We start from the raw sequence: 17,585 nt of genomic DNA on the forward strand, positions 1-17,585 counted from the left end.
GACCGCGACGTGACGTTTCACCCGCCTCGGGGACGCAGCACGCGGGCCAGCAGCGGGGCGGAGAAGAGCATCACGAACAGCCGCAGCACCTGGACCGCCAGCACGAACGTCGCGTCGGCGCCGCTGCCGGTCGCCGTCGCGAGCACCGCGTACAGCCCACCCGGCGTCGTCGCCAGGTAGCCGTCGAGCAGCGTCACCCCCGCCGCCCGGGAGAGCACCACGCCCAGCCCGGCGCACGCGGCGACCGCCCCGACGATGAGCACCAGAGCGAGCGGCAGCGCCCGGCCGACGAGCCGCAGGCTGGCCCGGGTGAACCCCAGCCCCACCTGCAGGCCGATCGCCAGGAAGCCGGCGGCCTCCACCAGCTCCGGCACACCGGCGCCCTGCGACACCCCGGTCAGGTCCAGCGCCGCGGCCACCGCCATCGGGCCGAGCAGCGACCCGACCGGCAGCCGGGACAGCCGGCCGAGGAGCACGCCGACGACCCCGCAGACCACGGTGAACAGCAGCCCGCCCGGCCAGCCCGGGCCGTCGTCGGCGGGCGTCGTCCCGCTGCCGGCGGAGGCGCCGTAGACCGTCGTCGCCACGATCGGCATCGCGACCACGATGAGCAGCACCCGCAGGTACTGCAGGACGGCGACCACCTGCTCGTCGGCGCCCAGGTCGCGGGCCATCGCGGTGATCCCGGAGGCGCCGCCGGCGATCATCGAGAACGCGCCGGTGACCGGGCTGATCCCCTTCTGCAGCCGCATGAGCTGGCCGGCGACCAGGCTGACCAGCAGGGTCGCGACGGTCACCGCGAGCACCGGCAGCCAGTGGTCGGCGACGGTGCGCAGCGTGTCGGTCTGCACCAGCGCCCCGATCGAGACGCCGATGACCGCCTGCGCGCCGAGCCCGGCCGGCCGGGGCAGCGCCAGCCGGGTGCCGCCCAGCAGCGCCCGGCCCAGCCCGGCGACCAGGCCGCCGAACAGCGGCGCCGACGGCACGCCCAGCAGCTCGAGCAGCACGCCGGCGCCGACCCCCACGCCCGCGACGACGGCCCAGTCCAGCACCCGCCGCCGCCCGCCCGCCACGCCGTCACTGTGCCCGGAGCCCCGGGTCAGGCGTCCAGCGACCCCGTGATCCGCCGCAGCTCGGCCACGTGGGCGGCGAAGGCGGCCCGGCCGGCCTTGCTGAGCGAGAGGGAGGTGCGCTGCCGCGAGGCGATCGTCGCCTTGCCGACCTTGACGTAGCCCGCCTCCTCCAGCTGCTTGACGTGCTTGGACAGCACCGAGTCGCTGACCCCCACGGCGTCCCGCACCGCGGCGAACTCCATCGTGTCGACCGCCTGGAGCAGCCCGCAGATCTGCAGCCGCGGAGGCGGGTGGATGACCGCGTCGAAGTGCGGCGCGACGGCGGTCACGCGCCCGCTCGCAGCCCGGCGGCGTAGGTCCGCGACACCCAGCGGGAGCTCAGCGCGACCGCCGTCCCGAGGACGACGCCGGTGACGACCATCGCGCCCCGCACGTCGAGCAGGAACTCCAGCCCGGCCCCGACCCCCATGGCGCCGAGGAACGCCGGCCCCCACCAGCGCGCCGCCCGCCGGACCCGGCCCTGGACCGGGCCGACCTCGCGGGCGTCCCACCAGACCCCGGTGCTCCGCCGGTACACGACGCCCAGCAGCCGGACGAGAGCCAGGAAGACCACCACCGCCGCGCCGATCACCCAGATGCGGTGCGACGAGTAGCTCGCGACCAAGCCGGCGAAGCCGAGCCCCAGCGCGACGTCCCACCACCACGGCTGCACGATGCGGTCGGCGAGCGCGGCCCGGTCGGCGTCCAGGACGTCGAGCTGGGCGGCCGCGGCCTCCGGGTCGGGCAGCCCGGTCACCGCTCGCCCCGCAGCTCGGCGGCGTACGCACGCCCCCAGTAGCGGCCGAACAGGGCGACCGCGACGCCGAGGACGGCGCCCGCGGGGACCATCACCCAGTGCTGGTCGTGCGCCTCGGCCAGCCAGAACGCCGGCGCCAGGACGGTCAGCACCACGGCCACCCAGATCGCCATCGTCTTCGCGTCGATGTTCACCCACACGCCGGTGATCCGCTTGTAGGCCGAGACCAGCACGCTGACGCAGGCGAAGAAGACCACCAGCGCCGGGAAGGTCACCCAGAGCGAGTCGAAGGCGTACGAGGCCAGGAAGCCGAACAGCAGCAGCCCCAGCGCCACGTCGTACCACCACGGCGCCACGACCCGGTCGGCCAGCGCCGCCCGGTCGGCCTGCAGGGCGGCCAGCTGGGCCGCGGCCTCGTCCCGGTCGATCCCGTTGCTTTCCATGTCGGAAAGAGTGGCGCATCACTTTCCACTTCGTCAAGAGACACCGGCCCTGTCCCCGTTCGTGTCGCCGTGGTCTGATGACCGTCCAACTGCGACGGCAGTGGAGGAAGCCCGGTGCGACTCCGGCGCGGTCCCGCCACTGTGAGCCGGCCCTGCCGGTGAGTCAGGAACTCCCGCCGTCGCTTCCTGCCACCTCCGGGCGTGGACACCCGGGGAGAGGACCAGTGGTCTACCCGTGACCTATCCCTTCGGCGCCGTCGTCGGCATGGACGACATGCGGCTGGCGCTGCTGCTCAACGCCGTCTCCCCCGCCGTGGGCGGGGTGCTCGTGCGCGGTGAGAAGGGGACGGCGAAGTCCACCACGGTGCGCGCGCTGTCCGCGGTGCTGCCGCCGGTGGTCGTCGTCGCCGGCTGCCGCTTCGCCTGCGACCCCGCCGCCCCCGACCCGGAGTGCCCCGACGGCCCGCACTCCGCCGACGACCGCGCGCTGACCCGCCCGGCACGGCTGGTCGAGCTGCCGGTCGGCGCCTCGGAGGACCGGCTGGTCGGCTCGCTGGACCTGGAGCGGGCGCTCACCGAGGGCGTGAAGTCCTTCGAGCCCGGGCTGCTGGCCGGGGCCAACCGCGGCGTGCTCTACGTCGACGAGGTCAACCTGCTGCACGACCACCTGGTCGACCTGCTGCTGGACGCCGCCGCGCTGGGCCGGGCCTACGTCGAGCGCGAGGGCGTCTCGGTGCGGCACGCCGCCCGGTTCCTGCTGGTCGGCACGATGAACCCGGAGGAGGGCGAGCTCCGCCCCCAGCTGCTGGACCGGTTCGGGCTCACCGTCGAGGTCGCCGCCCCGCGCGACGCCGACCTGCGCGCCGAGGTGGTCCGCCGGCGGTTCGCCTTCGACGCCGACCCGGCCGGGTTCGCCGACGCCTGGGCCGACTCCGAGTCCGAGCTGGCCCGGCAGATCGCCGAGGCCCGCGCCCGGCTGCCCCGCGTCGTCCTCTCCGACGCCGCGCTGCGCCAGGTCACCAGCGTCTGCGCCGCCTTCGACGTCGACGGGCTGCGCGCCGACCTGGTCACCGCCCGCGCCGCGATCGCGCACGCCGCCTGGTGCGGCCGGGAGGAGGTGACCGAGGACGACGTCCGGGTCGCCGCCCGGCTCGCGCTGCCGCACCGCCGCCGGCGCAACCCGTTCGACGCCCCGGGGCTCGACGAGGACACCTTGGAGCAGGCGCTGTCCGACGCCCGCCCGGACTCCCCGGACGACGACGGCCCGGACTCCCCCGGCTCCCCGCCCGACGGCCCCGGCTCCCCGGACGGACCCCAGGACCAGGATCCGGCGCCGAACCCCGGCCAGGGTTCGGCGCCGGATCCTGGCCGGGACCCGGCGCCGGACGCCGGTGAGGGTGCCGGCGGGGCGGACGACGGGCCGACGACGGCGCCGCGGGGCGAGGGCGGCGGGCACACCGAGGCCGCGCCCGCACCGGAGAAGGCCGCCGTGGCCCCCGACGCGCCCTTCCGGATCAAGCGCCTGGAGGTGCCCGGCATCGGCGCGGGCGCGGCCGGGCGCCGGTCGCGGGCCCGCAGCGAGCGCGGCCGGGTGGTCGGTTCGCGCCGCCCGGAGGCCGCGGTCACCAAGCTGCACCTGGTCGACACCGTGCTGGCCGCCGCCCCGCACCAGCGCGCCCGCGGGCGGGCCGGCACCGGCCTGCTGGTCGAGCGCGCCGACCTGCGCCAGGCCACGCTCGAGGGCCGCGAGGGCAACCTGGTGCTGTTCGTCGTCGACGCCAGCGGCTCGATGGGCGCCCGCTCGCGGATGGCCGCGGTGAAGGGCGCCGTCCTCTCGCTGCTCGTGGACGCCTACCAGCGGCGGGACAAGGTCGGGCTGATCACCTTCCGCGGCGGCGCGGCCGAGCTCGCGCTGCCGCCCACCTGGTCGGTCGAGGCCGCCGCGGCCCGGCTGACCAGCCTGCCCACCGGCGGCCGCACCCCGCTGGCGGCCGGCCTGCTGCGCGCGCACGAGACGCTGCGGCTGGAGCGGGTCCGCGACCCGCAGCGCCGGCCGCTGCTCGTCGTCGTCACCGACGGCCGGGCCACCGGTGCCCGCGGCGGCGACCACCTCGGCGACGCCCGCCGGGCCGCCGGGCTGCTGGCCGCCGGCGGGGTGGCGAGCGTCGTCGTCGACTGCGAGTCCGGGCCGGTCCGGCTGGGCCTGGCCGCCTCGCTCGGCGCGGCGCTGGGCGCCGAGACCCTCCAGCTCGCGGACCTCGGCGCCGAGTCGCTGGTCCGCACGGTGCGAGAGGCCGCCTGATGCCGCAGGGGCAGGTCGCCGTCGTCCCGCAGGACGGGCTGAGCACCCGGCAGCGCCGCAACCGGCCGCTGCTGGCGGTGCACACCGGGGAGATGAAGGGGAAGTCCACCGCCGCCTTCGGGATGGCGATGCGGGCGTGGAACCAGGGCTGGTCGGTCGCGGTCTACCAGTTCGTCAAGAGCGCGAAGTGGAAGGTCGGCGAGGAGAACGCGCTGACCGCGCTGGGCCGGCTGCACGAGCAGACCGGCGAGGGCGGCCCGGTCGTCTGGCACAAGATGGGCTCCGGCTGGAGCTGGTCGCGCCGGGCCGGCACCGACACCGACCACGCCGCCGACGCCGCCGAGGGCTGGGCGCAGATCAAGCGCGACCTGGCCGCCGAGGCGCACCGCTTCTACGTGCTCGACGAGTTCACCTACCCGATGAAGTGGGGCTGGGTCGACGTCGAGGACGTCGTCGAGACCATGACGAACCGGCCGGGCAACCAGCACGTCGTCATCACCGGGCGCGACGCCCACCCCCGGCTCGTCGAGGCCGCCGACCTGGTCGTGGAGATGACCAAGGTCAAGCACCCGATGGACGCCGGCCAGAAGGGCCAGCGGGGGATCGAGTGGTGAGCACCCACCGGATCCCGCGGATCGTCGTCGCCGCGCCGTCCTCCAACGCCGGCAAGACGTCGATCACCACCGGGCTGATCGCCGCGCTGACCGGCCGCGGCCTCACCGTGAGCCCGCACAAGGTCGGCCCCGACTACATCGACCCCGGCTACCACGGCCTCGCCGCCGGCCGGCCCGGGCGCAACCTGGACAAGTGGCTGGTCGGCGAGGACCGGATCACCCCGCTGTTCCTGCACGGGGCGCGGGGCGCCGACGTCGCGGTCGTCGAGGGCGTCATGGGGCTGTTCGACGGCGCCGCGCACGCCAGCGTCGAGCCCGGCTACGGCTCCACCGCGCAGCTCGCCACGCACCTGCAGGCGCCGGTCGTGCTCGTCGTCGACGCGGCCTCGCAGGCCCGCAGCGTCGCCGCCCTGGTGCACGGGTTCGCCACCTTCGACCCCGCGGTGCGGATCGGCGGCGTCGTCCTCAACCGGGTCGGCACCGACCGGCACGAGGCGATCCTGCGCGAGGCGCTCGGCGCGGCCGGCGTGCCGGTGCTGGGTGCGGTCCGCCGGATCGAGGACCTGCACACGCCGTCGCGCCACCTCGGGCTGGTGCCGGCCGCCGAGCGGTCGGCGGAGGCGGTGCGCACGGTGCGCGCGCTGGGCGCCGTCGTCGAGGCCAGCGTCGACCTGGACGCCGTCCTGCGGCTGGCCCGCACCGCGCCCGACCTCGCGGGCGACCCCTGGGAGCCGGCCGCGGAGGTCACCGCGGTCGAGGGCCGCCCGGTGGTCGCGGTCGCCGGCGGGCCGGCCTTCACCTTCGGCTACGCCGAGACCGCCGAGCTGCTCACCGCGGCCGGCGCCGAGGTGGTCACCGTCGACCCGCTGCGCGACTCCGCGCTGCCCGAGGGGACGACGGCGCTGGTCGTCGGCGGCGGCTTCCCGGAGGTGCACGCCTCCGCGCTCAGCGCCAACGTCGGCCTGCGGACGGCGATCGCCGACCTGGCCGCCCGCGGTGGCGCGGTGGCCGCGGAGTGCGCGGGGCTGCTCTACCTGTCCCAGGAGCTGGACGGCGAGCCGATGTGCGGCGTCCTGCCCACGACGACGGCGATGCACCCCCGGCTGACGCTGGGCTACCGCAGCGCCGTGGCGCTCACCGACAGCGTGCTCGCCCCGGCCGGCACCCGGGTGCGCGGCCACGAGTTCCACCGGACGACGGCCTCCCCGGCCGCCGGGCCGACGCCGGCCTGGCAGTGGAACGCCGAGGGCCCCGAGGGGTTCGTGAGCGGCAACGTGCACGCCAGCTACCTGCACCTGAACTGGGCCGGCTCGCCGCAGCTGGCCTCCCGCTTCGTCGCGGCCGCGGCCCGGGTGGGGGTGCTCGGTGCACATCGCTGAGGGGTTCCTCCCGCCCGCGCACGCCATCGGCTGGACCGTCGCGGCCGCCCCGTTCGTGGTGCACGGCGCCCGGGCGGTGGTGAAGGAGGTCCGGGAGAACCCGGAGTCGACGCTGCTGCTCGGCGCGGCCGGCGCGTTCACCTTCGTGCTGAGCGCGATCAAGCTGCCCTCGGTCACCGGCAGCTCCAGCCACCCGACCGGCACCGGGCTGGGCGCCGTCCTGTTCCGGCCGCCGGTGATGGCGCTGCTCGGCACGATCGTGCTGCTGTTCCAGGCCCTGCTGCTGGCCCACGGCGGGCTCACCACGCTCGGTGCGAACGCGTTCTCGATGGCGGTGGTCGGGCCGTGGGCCGGCTACGCCGCCTACCGGCTGACCCGGCGGCTGGGCGGTGGCCTGCTCGGCGGGGTGTTCGCCGGCATGGCGGTGGCCGACCTGGCCACCTACGTGACGACGGCGCTGCAGCTGGCCTGGGCGCACCCGGACGCGGAGAGCGGCTTCGTCGGCGCGGCGGTGAAGTTCCTCGGCGTCTTCGCGGTCACCCAGGTGCCGCTGGCGATCGGCGAGGGGCTGCTCGGCGTCCTGCTGTTCCGGGTGCTCACCGTCAACGCCCGCCCCGAGCTCGAGCGCCTCGGCGTCCTCCGCCCCCAGCCCGCCCCGGAACCAGAGTCCGCCGCGGTTCTCCGCGAACAACCCCCCGCGGTTGTCCGCGAACAACCGCGGGACGGGGGTGCCCGGTGAGGCGGCGGCACCTGGTCACCGCGCTGCTGGTGCTCGCCGTCGTCGCGCTGTTCGCGCTGCCCCTGCTGGTCGGCGGGGACAGCGAGTACGCCGGCACCGACAGCCAGGCCACCGAGCTGATCGAGGAGTCCGACCCCGGCTACCAGCCGTGGTTCGAGTCGGTCTTCTCCCCCGGCTCCTCCGAGGTCGAGTCGGGCCTGTTCGCCCTGCAGGCCGCGCTCGGCGGCGGCGTGCTCGGCTACGTGCTCGGCCGGCTGCGCGGCCGGCGGGTCGCGGAGGAGCAGGCAGCCCCTGCGCCGCCGCCCCCGTCGTGACCGGGCTGGCGATCGACGACGCCGCCTGGGCCAGCGCCTGGCGACGCCGCTCCCCCGGCGACAAGCTGCTGGTCAGCCTCGGGCTCGTGCTGAGCGCGCTGCTGCTGCCGGTGTGGCCGGGCAGCCTGCTGGTCGGGCTGGCCGCGGTGGTCCTGGCGCTCGGGCCGGCGCGGGTGCCGGTGCGCACCTTCGCCCGGGCGGTGCGGGCGCCGCTGGCGTTCATCGTCATCGGCGCGCTGACCTCGGTGGTCGAGGTCGGCGACGGCCTCGGCTGGGCGCCGGACGCCGCCGCGCAGGCCGGGTCGCTGGTCGGGCACGCCGTCGCCGGCAGCGCCGCGGTGCTGCTGCTGGCCACCACCACGCCGATGTCGGACCTGCTGCCGGCGCTGCAGCGGCTGCGGGTGCCGGCCGCCGTGGTCGAGGTCGCGGGCCTGGTCTACCGGATGCTGTTCGTGCTGCTCACCAGCCTGGCCACCATCCGCGAGGCGCAGACCGCCCGGATGGGCTACGCCACGGTGCGCAGCTCCTACCGGTCCTCCGGTGCGCTGGCCGCGGCGGTGCTGACCCGCTCGTGGGACCGCGCCCGGCGGCTGCAGGACGGGCTGGCCGGCCGCGGGCTGGAGGCCGGGCTGCGGGTGCTGCCGGAGACGCTGCCGGCCTCCCGCCGGTTCGAGGCAGCCACCGTCGCCGGCCTGGCCGCGCTCGCCGCGGTCAGCCTGGGAGTCGCGTCGTGAGCGAGCTCGCGAGCTCACCCATGGGCACGGCGTCTGTCGGCTCACCGAGGACGAGCGCCGGCGAGGAGCCGCTGTGAGCCACCTGACCCTGGCCGCCGACGGGCTGGTCGTCGGCTACGACCGCTCGCGCCCGGTGCTGTCCGGCGCGTCGCTGACCGTGCCCGCGGGGCGCCGGCTTGCCCTGCTGGGCGCCAACGGCTCGGGCAAGACCACCCTGCTCCGCTGCCTGTCCGGCGCGCTGCAGCCCGGCCGCGGCCGGGTCACGCTGGACGGCGCCGAGCTGCACCACACCCGCAAGGGCCTGCGCGCCCACCGGCAGGAGGTGCAGCTGGTGCTCCAGGACCCCGACGACCAGCTGTTCAGCGCCTCCGTCGCGCAGGACGTCTCCTTCGGCCCGGTGAACCTCGGCCTGCCCGAGGACGAGGTGCGCGCCCGGGTCGCCGAGGCGCTGGACCTGCTCGCCGTGGCGCACCTGGCCGGGCGGCCCACCCACCAGCTGTCCTACGGCGAGCGCAAGCGGGTGGCGATCGCCGGCGCGGTCGCGATGCGGCCGTGCGTCCTGCTGCTCGACGAGCCCACCGCGGGCCTGGACCCCACCGCGGTCGGCGAGGCGCTGGCCGCCCTCACCCGGCTGCAGCAGACCGACTCGACCATCGTGATGAGCACCCACGACGTCGACCTGGCGCTGCGCTGGGCCGACGAGGTGGCCGTGGTGGTCGACGGCGGCGTGGTGCAGGGCCCGCCGGACGTCGTCCTGGGCGACGACGCGCTGCTGGCCCGGGCCCGGCTCGACCGCCCCTGGGCGCTCACCGTCGGTGCCCGGCTGCAGGCGCTCGGGCTGCTGCCCGACGGTCCCCTCCCCCGGGACGCCGACGCGCTGGTCGCCGCCCTCCCCGACCGGCCCGGGGTGCGAACTCCGTGATCACGGTGGGGGTGGGTGCGTCGACCGGGGTGACCGTCGAGGAGGTGCTGGCCGCCGTCGACGCGGTGCTGCCCCCGGGCGCCCGCGGCGTGCAGCTGGCCACGCTGACCCGGCGCGGGCTCGAGCCGGGCATCCGCGGGGCCGCCGCCGTGCGGGCCTGGCCGCTGGTCACCCACGACGCCGACCAGCTGGCCACCGTGCCGGTGCCCGCACCGTCGGCGGCCGTCTCCGCCGCCGTCGGCACCCCGTCGGTCGCCGAGGCGGCGGCCCTGGTGGGCGGCGGGCAGCTGGTGGTCGGCAAGACCGTGCACGGGCGGGTGACCGTGGCCGTCGCCGCTGACGTCGACCTCCGGCACCACGGCGACGCCGAGGCCACCCCCGGGCTGGTCGACCTCGCGGTCAACGTCCGGGCCGGCACCCCCCCGGCGTGGCTGCGCACCGTGCTGCACGACGCGGTCGACGCCTCCGCCGCCTACCCCGACGCCCGCCCCGCCCGCGCCGCGGTCGCCGCCGCGCACGGCCGCGACGAGTCCGAGGTGCTGCTCACCGCCGGCGCCGCGGAGACGTTCACGCTGCTCGCCCGCGCGCTCACCCCGCGCCGGGCGGTCGTCGTCCACCCGTCCTTCACCGAGCCGGAGGCCGCGCTGCGCGCCGCCGGGCACGCCGTCGAGCGGCTGCTGCTCGAGCCGCCGTCCTACCTCCTCCGGGACGTGCCCGAGGACGCCGACCTGGTGGTGCTGGGCAACCCGACCAACCCGACCTCGGTGCTGCACCCGGCCGCCGCGGTCGCCGCGCTCGCCCGGCCCGGCCGGGTGCTGGTGGTCGACGAGGCGTTCGCCGACACGGTGCCCGGCGAGCCGGGGTCGCTGGCCGGCCGCACCGACCTGCCCGGGCTGCTGGTGGTCCGCAGCCTGACCAAGACCTGGGGGCTGGCCGGGCTGCGGGTCGGCTACGCGCTGGGGCCGGCCGACCTGGTCGCCGCGCTGGCCGCCCAGCAGCCGCACTGGCCGGTGTCCACCCCCGCGCTCGCCGCGCTGGTCGCCTGCAGCACCCCGGCCGCGCGGGCCGAGGCGGCGGCGGCCGCGCACGAGCTCACCGGGCACCGGGCCGCCCTGCTGGCCGCGCTGCCGCCCGCCGTCCAGGTCGTCGGCGACCCCCGCGCGTCCTTCGTGCTGCTGCGCGTACCGGGGGCGGCGCGGGTGCGCGAACGGCTCCGGGACCGCGGCTGGGCGGTGCGCCGCGGCGACACCTTCCCCGGCCTCACCGGCGACCACCTGCGCGTCGCCGTCCGCGACCCGGGGACCTCGCGTGCGTTCGCCGCGGTGCTGGCTGAGATCCTTGCGGAGACCGCCACCCCCGAGGAGCACCGCTGACCGCCGACCCGACCCCCTTCGCCGGCACCCTGCTGGGCGAGGTCATCGCCGCCGTCCGCCCCCGCGACGCCGCCGCCGAGCGCGCGGCCCGCGAGCGGCTGGACCGGATGACCAAGCCGCCGGGCTCGCTCGGCGTGCTCGAGGACGTCGCGGCGCAGCTGGCCGGCACCGCCGGGGAGTGCCCCGCCCCGCTGCCCACCCCGGCCGCCGTCGCGGTGTTCGCCGGCGACCACGGGGTGCACGCGCAGGGGGTCACCCCCTGGCCGCAGGAGGTGACCGCGCAGATGGTCGCCAACCTCGCCGCCGGTGGTGCGGTGGTCAACGCCTTCGCCGCGCAGCTGGGCGCCGACGTCGTCGTGGTCGACGTCGGGGTGGCCACGCCGGTCGGCCCGGCCGCGAACCTGCTGGAGCGCAACGTCCGGCGCGGCACCGCCGACCTCGCCGTCGGCCCGGCGATGACGACCGACGAGGCCCGCCGGGCCGTCGAGGTCGGGATCGAGGTGGCCACGGCGCTCGCCGCCGACCACCGCTGCCTCGTGACCGGCGACATGGGCATCACCAACACGACGGCGTCCGCGGCGCTGGTGTGCGCCTTCACCGGCGCCTCCCCCGCCGACGCCACCGGGCGCGGCACCGGCGTCGACGACCCCACGCTGGCCCGCAAGGTCGAGGTCGTCACCCGCGCCGTCGCCCGGGTGCCGGCCCGACCGGCCACGCCGGAGCAGGCGCTCGCCGCGCTGGCCGAGGTGGGCGGGCTGGAGCACGCCGCGCTGGCCGGGTTCGTGCTCGGCGCCGCCGCGGCCCGGGTGCCGGTCCTGCTGGACGGCGTGATCGCCGGCTCCGCCGCCCTGGTCGCCGCCGCGCTGTGCCCGGCGGCGCTCGAGCACGCGCTGGCCGGGCACACCTCCGCCGAGCCCGGGCACGCCCTCGCGCTGCGCGCACTGGGGCTGCGCCCGCTGCTCGGCCTGGACCTGCGGCTGGGCGAGGGCACCGGGGCGCTGCTCGCGCTGCCGCTGGTGGCCAGCGCCGCCCGCGCGCTGCGCGACGTGGCCACCTTCGACTCGGCGGGCGTCACCGAGAAGTGACCTCCCCGTCTGATCCCGGTTCCGTCTACCCGGTCGGCCTGCGGCTGGCCGGGCGCCGCGTCGTCGTCGTCGGCGGTGGGCAGGTCGCGCACCGCCGGGTCGCCGGGCTGCTGGAGTCCCGCGCCCTGGTCACCGTGGTCTCCCCGGAGGTGACGCCCGCGCTGGAGGCCCTGGTCGCCCCCGGCTCGGTCACCTGGCACGAGCGCCGCTACGCCGAGGGCGACCTGGCCGGTGCCTGGTACGCCGTCGCGGCCACCGACGACCCAGCGGTCAACGCCGCCGTGGCCGCCGAGGCGGAGCGCGACCGGGTGTTCTGCGCCCGCGCCGACGACCGGTCGGCGTCCAGCGTCTGGACTCCCGCGGTCGGCCGGCAGGGCGACCTGGTCATCGGCGTCCACGGCGGCGGCGACCCGCAGCGCGCCGTCGGCGTCCGCGACGCCGTGCTCGACGGGCTCACCGACGGCTCGATCGCCGACCGGGCCTCCCGCCCGCCGACGGTCGCGGCCGGCAGCGTCGTGCTCGTCGGCGGCGGGCCCGGCGACCCGGGGCTGGTCACCGTCCGCGGCCGGCAGGCGGTCGCCGGCGCCGACGTCGTGGTCGCCGACCACCTCGCGCCGCAGGGGCTGCTGGCCACCCTGCCGCCCGAGGTCGAGGTCATCGACGCCTCCAAGCTGCCCCGCGGCCGCTCGATGGCGCAGGAGCAGATCAACGCCCTGCTGGTCGACCGGGCGCGGCAGGGCAAGCGGGTGGTGCGGCTCAAGGGCGGCGACCCGTTCGTCTTCGGCCGCGGCTACGAGGAGCTCGAGGCGTGCGCCGCGGCCGGCGTGCCGGTCGAGGTCGTGCCGGGCATCACCAGCGCCATCGCGGTGCCCGAGCTGGCCGGCATCCCGGTCACCCACCGCGGGCTCACCCACGAGTTCGTCGTCGTCTCCGGGCACATCCCGCCCGGGCACCCCGCGTCGCTGGTCGACTGGGCGGCGCTCGGGCGGCTGCGCGGCACCGTCGTGGTGCTGATGGGCGTGGACACCGCCCCGGCGATCGCGGCCGCGCTGGTCGAACACGGCCGCGACCCGCAGACGCCGGTCGCCGTCGTCACCGACGGGGCCACCCCGGCCCAGCGGTCGGTGCGCACCACGCTGGCCGGGCTGGCCCGCACGATCGTCGACGAGGGCGTGCGGCCGCCGGCGGTCTGGGTCGTCGGCGACGTCGTCGCGCTCGGCGCCTGATCCCCTGTCCCCCACGCCTCCGCTCGGCGCGCCCGCGCAGATAGCACTGGTGCTCCGCATGTAGCACTCCTACTATCACCGCCATCAGCTCCGCCCCCTGCGTGAGGAGTGGTGTCCCATGGCCGCGACCGACCTCCCAGCCGAGCCCGCGGTGCGGGTCCGGGACCTCCGGATGACCTACGGCACCCACGAGGTGCTCACCGGCGTCGACTTCGACGTCCAGCACGGCGAGGTGGTCTGCCTGCTCGGCCCCAACGGGGCGGGCAAGACCACGACGATCGAGGTGCTCGAGGGCTTCCGGCTCCCCTCCGCCGGCGAGGTGCGGGTGCTCGGCGTCGACCCGGCCCACGGTGACGACGCCTGGCGGGCGCGGATCGGGGTGGTGCTGCAGTCCTGGCGCGACCACCCGCGGTGGACCCCGCGGAAGCTGCTGCGCTACCTGGGCGGCTACTACGAGCCGTACTCGACCCCCGGGCACCCGCGACCGTGGGACGTCGAGGAGCTGCTGGTCACCGTCGGGCTCACCGCTGAGGCCGACCGCAAGATCGCCACCCTCTCCGGCGGCCGCCGCCGCCGGCTGGACGTCGCGGTCGGGCTGATCGGCCGCCCGGAGCTGCTGTTCCTCGACGAGCCGACCGCCGGGTTCGACCCGCAGGCCCGGCGGGACTTCCACGACCTGGTGCACCGGCTCGCCGACCTCGAGGGCACCAGCATCCTGCTCACCACCCACGACCTGGGCGAGGCCGAACGGCTGGCCGACCGGATCATGATCCTCACCGACGGCCGGATCGTCGCCGACGGCAGCGCCGACGCGCTGACCCGCCAGGTGGCCGGCACCAGCGAGGTCCGATGGGTGGAGAACGGGGAGCGCTTCGTGCACGCCACCGACGAGCCCGTCCCCTTCGTGCGGCAGCTGCTCGCCCAGCACGGCGACGAGCTCACCGACCTGGAGGTCCGCCGCGCGGACCTGGAGGACACCTACATCGCCATGGTCCAGGCGTTCGAGTCCCAGGCCCCGGCCCGGCACCTGGCGGGGGTGGCCCGGTGAACGCCACCCGGCACGCCGTCGACCAGGGGCTGAGCCGCGGCTGGACCGAGTTCCGGCAGAGCATCCGCAGCCCGCAGGACCAGGGCTTCTACCTGTTCACCGGGCTGGTCACGCTCGGCGTGCTGTGGGTCAACCGGGACAACGAGGTGGGCGAGACCGGGCTGCTCTACCCGACGTACGCGCTGCCCAGCATCCTCGGTGCGCTGCTGACCTTCGGCGTCGTCATCGGGCCGGCCTACGCGCTGGCGATGGAGCGGGAGGACGGCACGCTGCTGCGGCACAAGGCCCTGCCGCACGGGATGCAGGGCTACGTCACCGGGCAGCTCACCCTCCAGTCGCTGAACCTGCTGCCCAGCCTGCTGGTGGTGCTGGTGCCGAGCCTGCTGCTCTTCGACGACGTGATGCAGGGCGGCGCGGGCGGCTGGCTGGCCGTGGCCGGGCTGGTCGTGCTCGCGCTGCTCGCCACGCTGCCCTGGGGCATGGTGCTCGGCTCGGTGGTGCCCGGCGTCCAGAAGGTGGGCACCTGGGGGATGCTGCCGATCGTCGTCCTGGTGGCCATCTCCGGGATCTTCACGCCGGTCCAGGCGATGTGGGGCTGGGTGCAGGGCGTCGCCCAGGTCTTCCCGGTCTACTGGATCGGGCTGGGCATGCGCTCGGCGTTCCTCCCCGCGGAGGCGGCCGCGGCCGAGCTGGGAGACTCGTGGCGGACCGGCCCGATGCTGCTGGTGCTCTCCGCGTGGGCGGTGGCCGGCCTGCTGGTGGCACCCCGGGTGCTCCGCCGGATGGCCCGCCGGCAGTCGGGCTCGGCGGTCGAGGCGGCACGGGAGGCGGCTCTGCAGTGGGTGCGGTGAGCGGGTGAACGAGGGCGTCTTCAACCGGATCGCCCTGCTGCGCGCCGAGCAGGGGGTCAGCCGGCGGGAGCTGGCCGACGCCCTCGGTGTCCACTACCAGACGATCGGCTACCTGGAGCGCGGCGAGTTCAACCCGAGCCTGCACCTGGCGCTGCGGATCGCGGAGTTCTTCCGGCTGCCGGTCGAGACGGTCTTCTCCACCACGCCGTTCCCGCGGATCAGCGACGCGCCCGACGTGCCGCGGGCGTCGTCCGGCTGACCTGCACGGCTGTGTGACCCACGGCACAGCGAGCTACCGTCCGGTGACCGTCAACGACGACGCTCCGGAGGCCCCCGATGAGACGCCCCTTCCGCCTGCTGCTCGCCCCGCTCGCCCTCGCCCTGGTCGGCACCGCCCTCGCCGGCCCGGCGGCCGCCCGACCGGGTCACCCACCGCAGCCCCAGTACCCGCAGCCACCGGCGGTCGAGCACGTGGTGGTCGAGTCGCAGCTGCCCTTCCCCGCGCTGCCCGGCGCGACCGCCTCGTGGGGGGTGCTCAAGGGCGCCGGCTACCGGATCGAGGTGCCGGCGGACTGGAACGGCGACCTGGTGATGTGGGCGCACGGCTACCGCGGCACCGGGCCGGAGCTGACCGTCGACTCCCCGCCCGCGGGGCTGCGCGAGCACCTGATCGCCTCGGGCTACGCCTGGGCGGCGTCCAGCTACACCGAGAACGGCTACGACGTCGTCTCCGGGGTGAAGGCCACCCACGACCTCGTGCGGCACTTCGAGCGGACCGTCGGGAAGGCCGACCGGCGCTACCTGGCCGGGGTCTCCATGGGCGGGCACGTGACCGGCGTGAGCATCGAGCAGTACCGCCACGAGTACGACGGCGCGCTGCCGGTCTGCGGCGTGATGGGCGACCGGCGGCTGTTCGACACCTTCCTGGACTACAACGCCGCGGCCCAGGCGCTCACCGACACCCCGCCGGTGTACCCCGCGCCGGCCGACTACCAGACCACCACCGTCCCGCAGATGAAGGCGGAGCTCGGCATCACGCCGGACCCGCGGACGCTCACCGAGGCGGGGCAGGACCTCCGCGCCCTCACCGAGCAGCGGACCGGCGGCGAGCGGCCGCTGTTCGAGGCCGGCTTCGCCTCCTTCGCCGACTTCCTCTTCACCGTCTACCCGGTCTACCCCGGCCTGGGCGAGGAGCGCGGCGCGGTCGGTGGCAACGCCGGCACCGTCTACCAGCTGGACGCCGACCCGCGGCTGACCGAGGAGGAGCGGGCGCTGAACGCGAAGGTGCTGCGGGTGCGGGCCGACCGCGGCAGCCGAGGGCTGTCCGGGGTGCCGACCATCGACGGCCGCTTCGACGTCCCGGTGCTGACCATGCACGACCTCGGCGACCTGTTCGTGCCGTTCAGCATGGAGCAGGAGTACGCCCGGGACGCCGCCCGGCACGGGAACAGCGACCTGCTGGTGCAGCGGGCCATCCGCGGGGTGGCCCACTGCGACTTCAGCACCCAGGAGTACGTGCAGGCCTTCACCGACCTGGTCACCTGGGTGGAGCAGGGGGTCCGGCCGGCCGGGGACGACGTGCTCGACCCGGCCACCGTGGCCGACCGGCGCTACGGCTGCCGGTTCACCGTGCCGCTGCGCTCCTTCGACGTCGGGGTCTGCTGACCCGGCCCGGCCGCCGGTGCCGGGGTCTCCTCCTCGGCACCGGCGGGCACCGGGTCGACCCCCGCGACGGCCGCGGGCGGCTCCTCGCCCAGCCGGACCAGCACGATCCCGGCCAGGACGACGACGCCACCGACCAGCTGCACCACGGCCGGCTGCTGCCCCAGCGCCAGCCAGGCGGCCGCCACCGCGAACAGCACCTCGCTCAGCCCCACGAACGAGCTGAGCCGCGAGCCCAGCCGGCGGACCGCCGCGATCCCGGTGGCGTAGGCGAACGCCGCCGCCAGCAGGGCCAGGCCGAGCACCGGCACCAGCCAGCTCACCGACCGGCCGGCCAGCTCGACGTCCACGGCGGTCGTGCGCCACGGGATGGCGCCCACGAGGGCCGCGGCGCCGAGCACCAGCGCGCCCACGGCGAGCCCCGCCCAGGCGCTGACCAGCGGCGGGAGGGCGTCGTCGGAGTGGGCGGAGAGCACGAAGTAGCTGGCCAGCCCGACCGCGGCCACCAGTCCCCAGACGACGCCTACCGGGTCGATCCGCGCGCCACCGACGACGTCGAGCACCAGCACTAGGCCGACGATCGCGACGACCACCCCGATGCCGGTGACCCGGCTCGGCCGCTGCCCGAGGCGCGCCCAGGTCCACAGCACGACGAGCAGGACGCCGGAGTACTCCAGCAGCAGGGCGACACCGACCGAGAGCCGCGAGACGGCGTTGAAGTAGGCGAGCTGGGGCAGCGCGACGGCGAGCGCCCCGAAGGCCAGCACGGCGCCGGCGTTGGACCGCAGCAGCGACCAGCGACCGCGCAGCGCCACCACGGCCGGGACGGCGAGGGCCAACGAGGCCACCGCCATCCGCGCGGTCACGGCGGAGCCGGCGGTCCAGCCGGCGTCCAGCAGGGCGGTGGCGAACACCCCCGACGTCCCGAAGGCGGCGGCGGAGACCACCGCGAGCAGCAACCCGGTCAGCCCGGTCCGGCGGTCGAGCACGGCAGCCCCCTCCTCGTCAGGGGCGAACCGACGTA

Annotated in this window: 19 protein-coding genes and 1 riboswitch; of the genes, 14 read left to right on the plus strand and 5 right to left on the minus strand. The window is 76.6% G+C overall.

All coding sequences use genetic code 11. The annotated features are described in order from the left end of the window. Window positions 1–17: 17 nt before the first annotated feature. The 4 genes from FHX36_RS12925 to FHX36_RS12940 are packed head-to-tail and all read right to left on the minus strand — an operon-like array spanning window position 18 to window position 2,312. Window positions 18–1,073 carry an AbrB family transcriptional regulator gene (locus tag FHX36_RS12925; protein ID WP_110554044.1) on the minus strand — a complete coding sequence of 352 codons (1,056 nt, stop codon included), beginning with the start codon at window positions 1,071–1,073 and terminating at the stop codon, window positions 18–20. A gap of 26 nt (window positions 1,074–1,099) precedes the next feature. Beyond that, entirely contained in the window at window positions 1,100–1,402 is a 303-nt protein-coding gene (locus tag FHX36_RS12930) for a transcriptional regulator (RefSeq protein ID WP_110554043.1), read from the minus strand. Beyond that, window positions 1,399–1,869, minus strand: coding sequence for a hypothetical protein (locus tag FHX36_RS12935; RefSeq protein WP_110554042.1), 471 nt, complete (start codon window positions 1,867–1,869; stop codon window positions 1,399–1,401). The genes FHX36_RS12930 and FHX36_RS12935 overlap by 4 nt, the downstream gene beginning before the upstream one ends. Further along, window positions 1,866–2,312, minus strand: a complete 447-nt coding sequence (locus tag FHX36_RS12940) for a hypothetical protein (protein ID WP_110554041.1) — start codon at window positions 2,310–2,312, stop codon at window positions 1,866–1,868. Before FHX36_RS12940 ends, FHX36_RS12935 begins: the two co-directional genes overlap by 4 nt. 78 nt (window positions 2,313–2,390) lie before the next feature. After that, a riboswitch (adenosylcobalamin (AdoCbl) riboswitch) is annotated at window positions 2,391–2,501 on the plus strand. A 46-nt stretch (window positions 2,502–2,547) separates the two neighbouring features. Between FHX36_RS12940 and FHX36_RS12945 the strand changes: the two genes are divergently transcribed. The 14 genes from FHX36_RS12945 to FHX36_RS13010 all read left to right on the plus strand — a co-directional run bounded on the left by FHX36_RS12945 (window position 2,548) and on the right by FHX36_RS13010 (window position 16,564). Next, entirely contained in the window at window positions 2,548–4,614 is a 2,067-nt protein-coding gene (locus FHX36_RS12945; protein ID WP_183513801.1) for a putative cobaltochelatase, read from the plus strand. Beyond that, complete coding sequence (cobO, locus tag FHX36_RS12950) at window positions 4,614–5,228, plus strand: cob(I)yrinic acid a,c-diamide adenosyltransferase (RefSeq protein ID WP_110554379.1); 615 nt, start codon at window positions 4,614–4,616, stop codon at window positions 5,226–5,228. The genes FHX36_RS12945 and cobO overlap by 1 nt, the downstream gene beginning before the upstream one ends. Further along, window positions 5,225–6,607 (plus strand): cobyrinic acid a,c-diamide synthase CobB, encoded by a 1,383-nt coding sequence (locus FHX36_RS12955; protein WP_183513802.1) that lies wholly within the window; start codon window positions 5,225–5,227, stop codon window positions 6,605–6,607. The genes cobO and FHX36_RS12955 overlap by 4 nt, the downstream gene beginning before the upstream one ends. Further along, entirely contained in the window at window positions 6,594–7,346 is a 753-nt protein-coding gene (locus FHX36_RS12960; protein WP_258373048.1) for an energy-coupling factor ABC transporter permease, read from the plus strand. Before FHX36_RS12955 ends, FHX36_RS12960 begins: the two co-directional genes overlap by 14 nt. After that, a complete protein-coding gene (locus tag FHX36_RS12965) occupies window positions 7,343–7,660 on the plus strand; it encodes an energy-coupling factor ABC transporter substrate-binding protein (RefSeq protein ID WP_110554167.1) in 318 nt (105 codons plus the stop codon). Before FHX36_RS12960 ends, FHX36_RS12965 begins: the two co-directional genes overlap by 4 nt. Continuing rightward, window positions 7,657–8,394: a cobalt ECF transporter T component CbiQ gene (cbiQ, locus tag FHX36_RS12970; protein WP_110554166.1), complete on the plus strand. Its 738-nt coding sequence runs from the start codon at window positions 7,657–7,659 to the stop codon at window positions 8,392–8,394. The genes FHX36_RS12965 and cbiQ overlap by 4 nt, the downstream gene beginning before the upstream one ends. Before the next feature lie 73 nt (window positions 8,395–8,467). Further along, window positions 8,468–9,316: an energy-coupling factor ABC transporter ATP-binding protein gene (locus FHX36_RS12975; RefSeq protein ID WP_110554165.1), complete on the plus strand. Its 849-nt coding sequence runs from the start codon at window positions 8,468–8,470 to the stop codon at window positions 9,314–9,316. After that, complete coding sequence (gene cobC, locus FHX36_RS12980; protein ID WP_183513804.1) at window positions 9,313–10,689, plus strand: Rv2231c family histidinol phosphate aminotransferase CobC; 1,377 nt, start codon at window positions 9,313–9,315, stop codon at window positions 10,687–10,689. Before FHX36_RS12975 ends, cobC begins: the two co-directional genes overlap by 4 nt. A 44-nt stretch (window positions 10,690–10,733) precedes the next feature. After that, window positions 10,734–11,774 (plus strand): nicotinate-nucleotide--dimethylbenzimidazole phosphoribosyltransferase, encoded by a 1,041-nt coding sequence (gene cobT / locus FHX36_RS12985; RefSeq protein ID WP_343056682.1) that lies wholly within the window; start codon window positions 10,734–10,736, stop codon window positions 11,772–11,774. Further along, window positions 11,771–13,000: a uroporphyrinogen-III C-methyltransferase gene (gene cobA / locus FHX36_RS12990; protein WP_183513805.1), complete on the plus strand. Its 1,230-nt coding sequence runs from the start codon at window positions 11,771–11,773 to the stop codon at window positions 12,998–13,000. Before cobT ends, cobA begins: the two co-directional genes overlap by 4 nt. 118 nt (window positions 13,001–13,118) lie before the next feature. After that, complete coding sequence (locus tag FHX36_RS12995) at window positions 13,119–14,048, plus strand: ABC transporter ATP-binding protein (RefSeq protein ID WP_246405471.1); 930 nt, start codon at window positions 13,119–13,121, stop codon at window positions 14,046–14,048. Next, window positions 14,045–14,899: an ABC transporter permease gene (locus FHX36_RS13000; protein WP_110553497.1), complete on the plus strand. Its 855-nt coding sequence runs from the start codon at window positions 14,045–14,047 to the stop codon at window positions 14,897–14,899. Before FHX36_RS12995 ends, FHX36_RS13000 begins: the two co-directional genes overlap by 4 nt. A gap of 4 nt (window positions 14,900–14,903) precedes the next feature. Further along, window positions 14,904–15,158, plus strand: coding sequence for a helix-turn-helix transcriptional regulator (locus tag FHX36_RS13005; RefSeq protein WP_110553496.1), 255 nt, complete (start codon window positions 14,904–14,906; stop codon window positions 15,156–15,158). Window positions 15,159–15,235: 77 nt separating this feature from the next. Next, the gene (locus tag FHX36_RS13010; RefSeq protein WP_110553494.1) at window positions 15,236–16,564 is read left to right on the plus strand and encodes a hypothetical protein; all 1,329 of its coding nucleotides are present in this window, start codon (window positions 15,236–15,238) and stop codon (window positions 16,562–16,564) included. On the opposite strand, the gene FHX36_RS13015 is transcribed toward FHX36_RS13010, so the two are convergent. After that, window positions 16,510–17,550, minus strand: coding sequence for an EamA family transporter (locus tag FHX36_RS13015; RefSeq protein WP_110553493.1), 1,041 nt, complete (start codon window positions 17,548–17,550; stop codon window positions 16,510–16,512). The two genes, FHX36_RS13010 and FHX36_RS13015, sit on opposite strands and share 55 nt — an antisense overlap. Window positions 17,551–17,585: the final 35 nt, after the last annotated feature.

The organism is Modestobacter versicolor, assembly GCF_014195485.1.
Lineage (GTDB): Bacteria > Actinomycetota > Actinomycetes > Mycobacteriales > Geodermatophilaceae > Modestobacter > Modestobacter versicolor.

Excerpts from the sequence above, each read along its gene's own strand:
- FHX36_RS12940 (WP_110554041.1), bottom strand. The coding sequence starts at position 2,312 with ATGGAAAGCAACGGGATCGACCGGGACGAGGCCGCGGCCCAGCTGGCC.
- FHX36_RS13010 (WP_110553494.1), top strand. The coding sequence starts at position 15,236 with ATGAGACGCCCCTTCCGCCTGCTGCTCGCCCCGCTCGCCCTCGCCCTG.
- cobO (WP_110554379.1), top strand. The coding sequence starts at position 4,614 with ATGCCGCAGGGGCAGGTCGCCGTCGTCCCGCAGGACGGGCTGAGCACC.
- FHX36_RS12995 (WP_246405471.1), top strand. The coding sequence starts at position 13,119 with ATGGCCGCGACCGACCTCCCAGCCGAGCCCGCGGTGCGGGTCCGGGAC.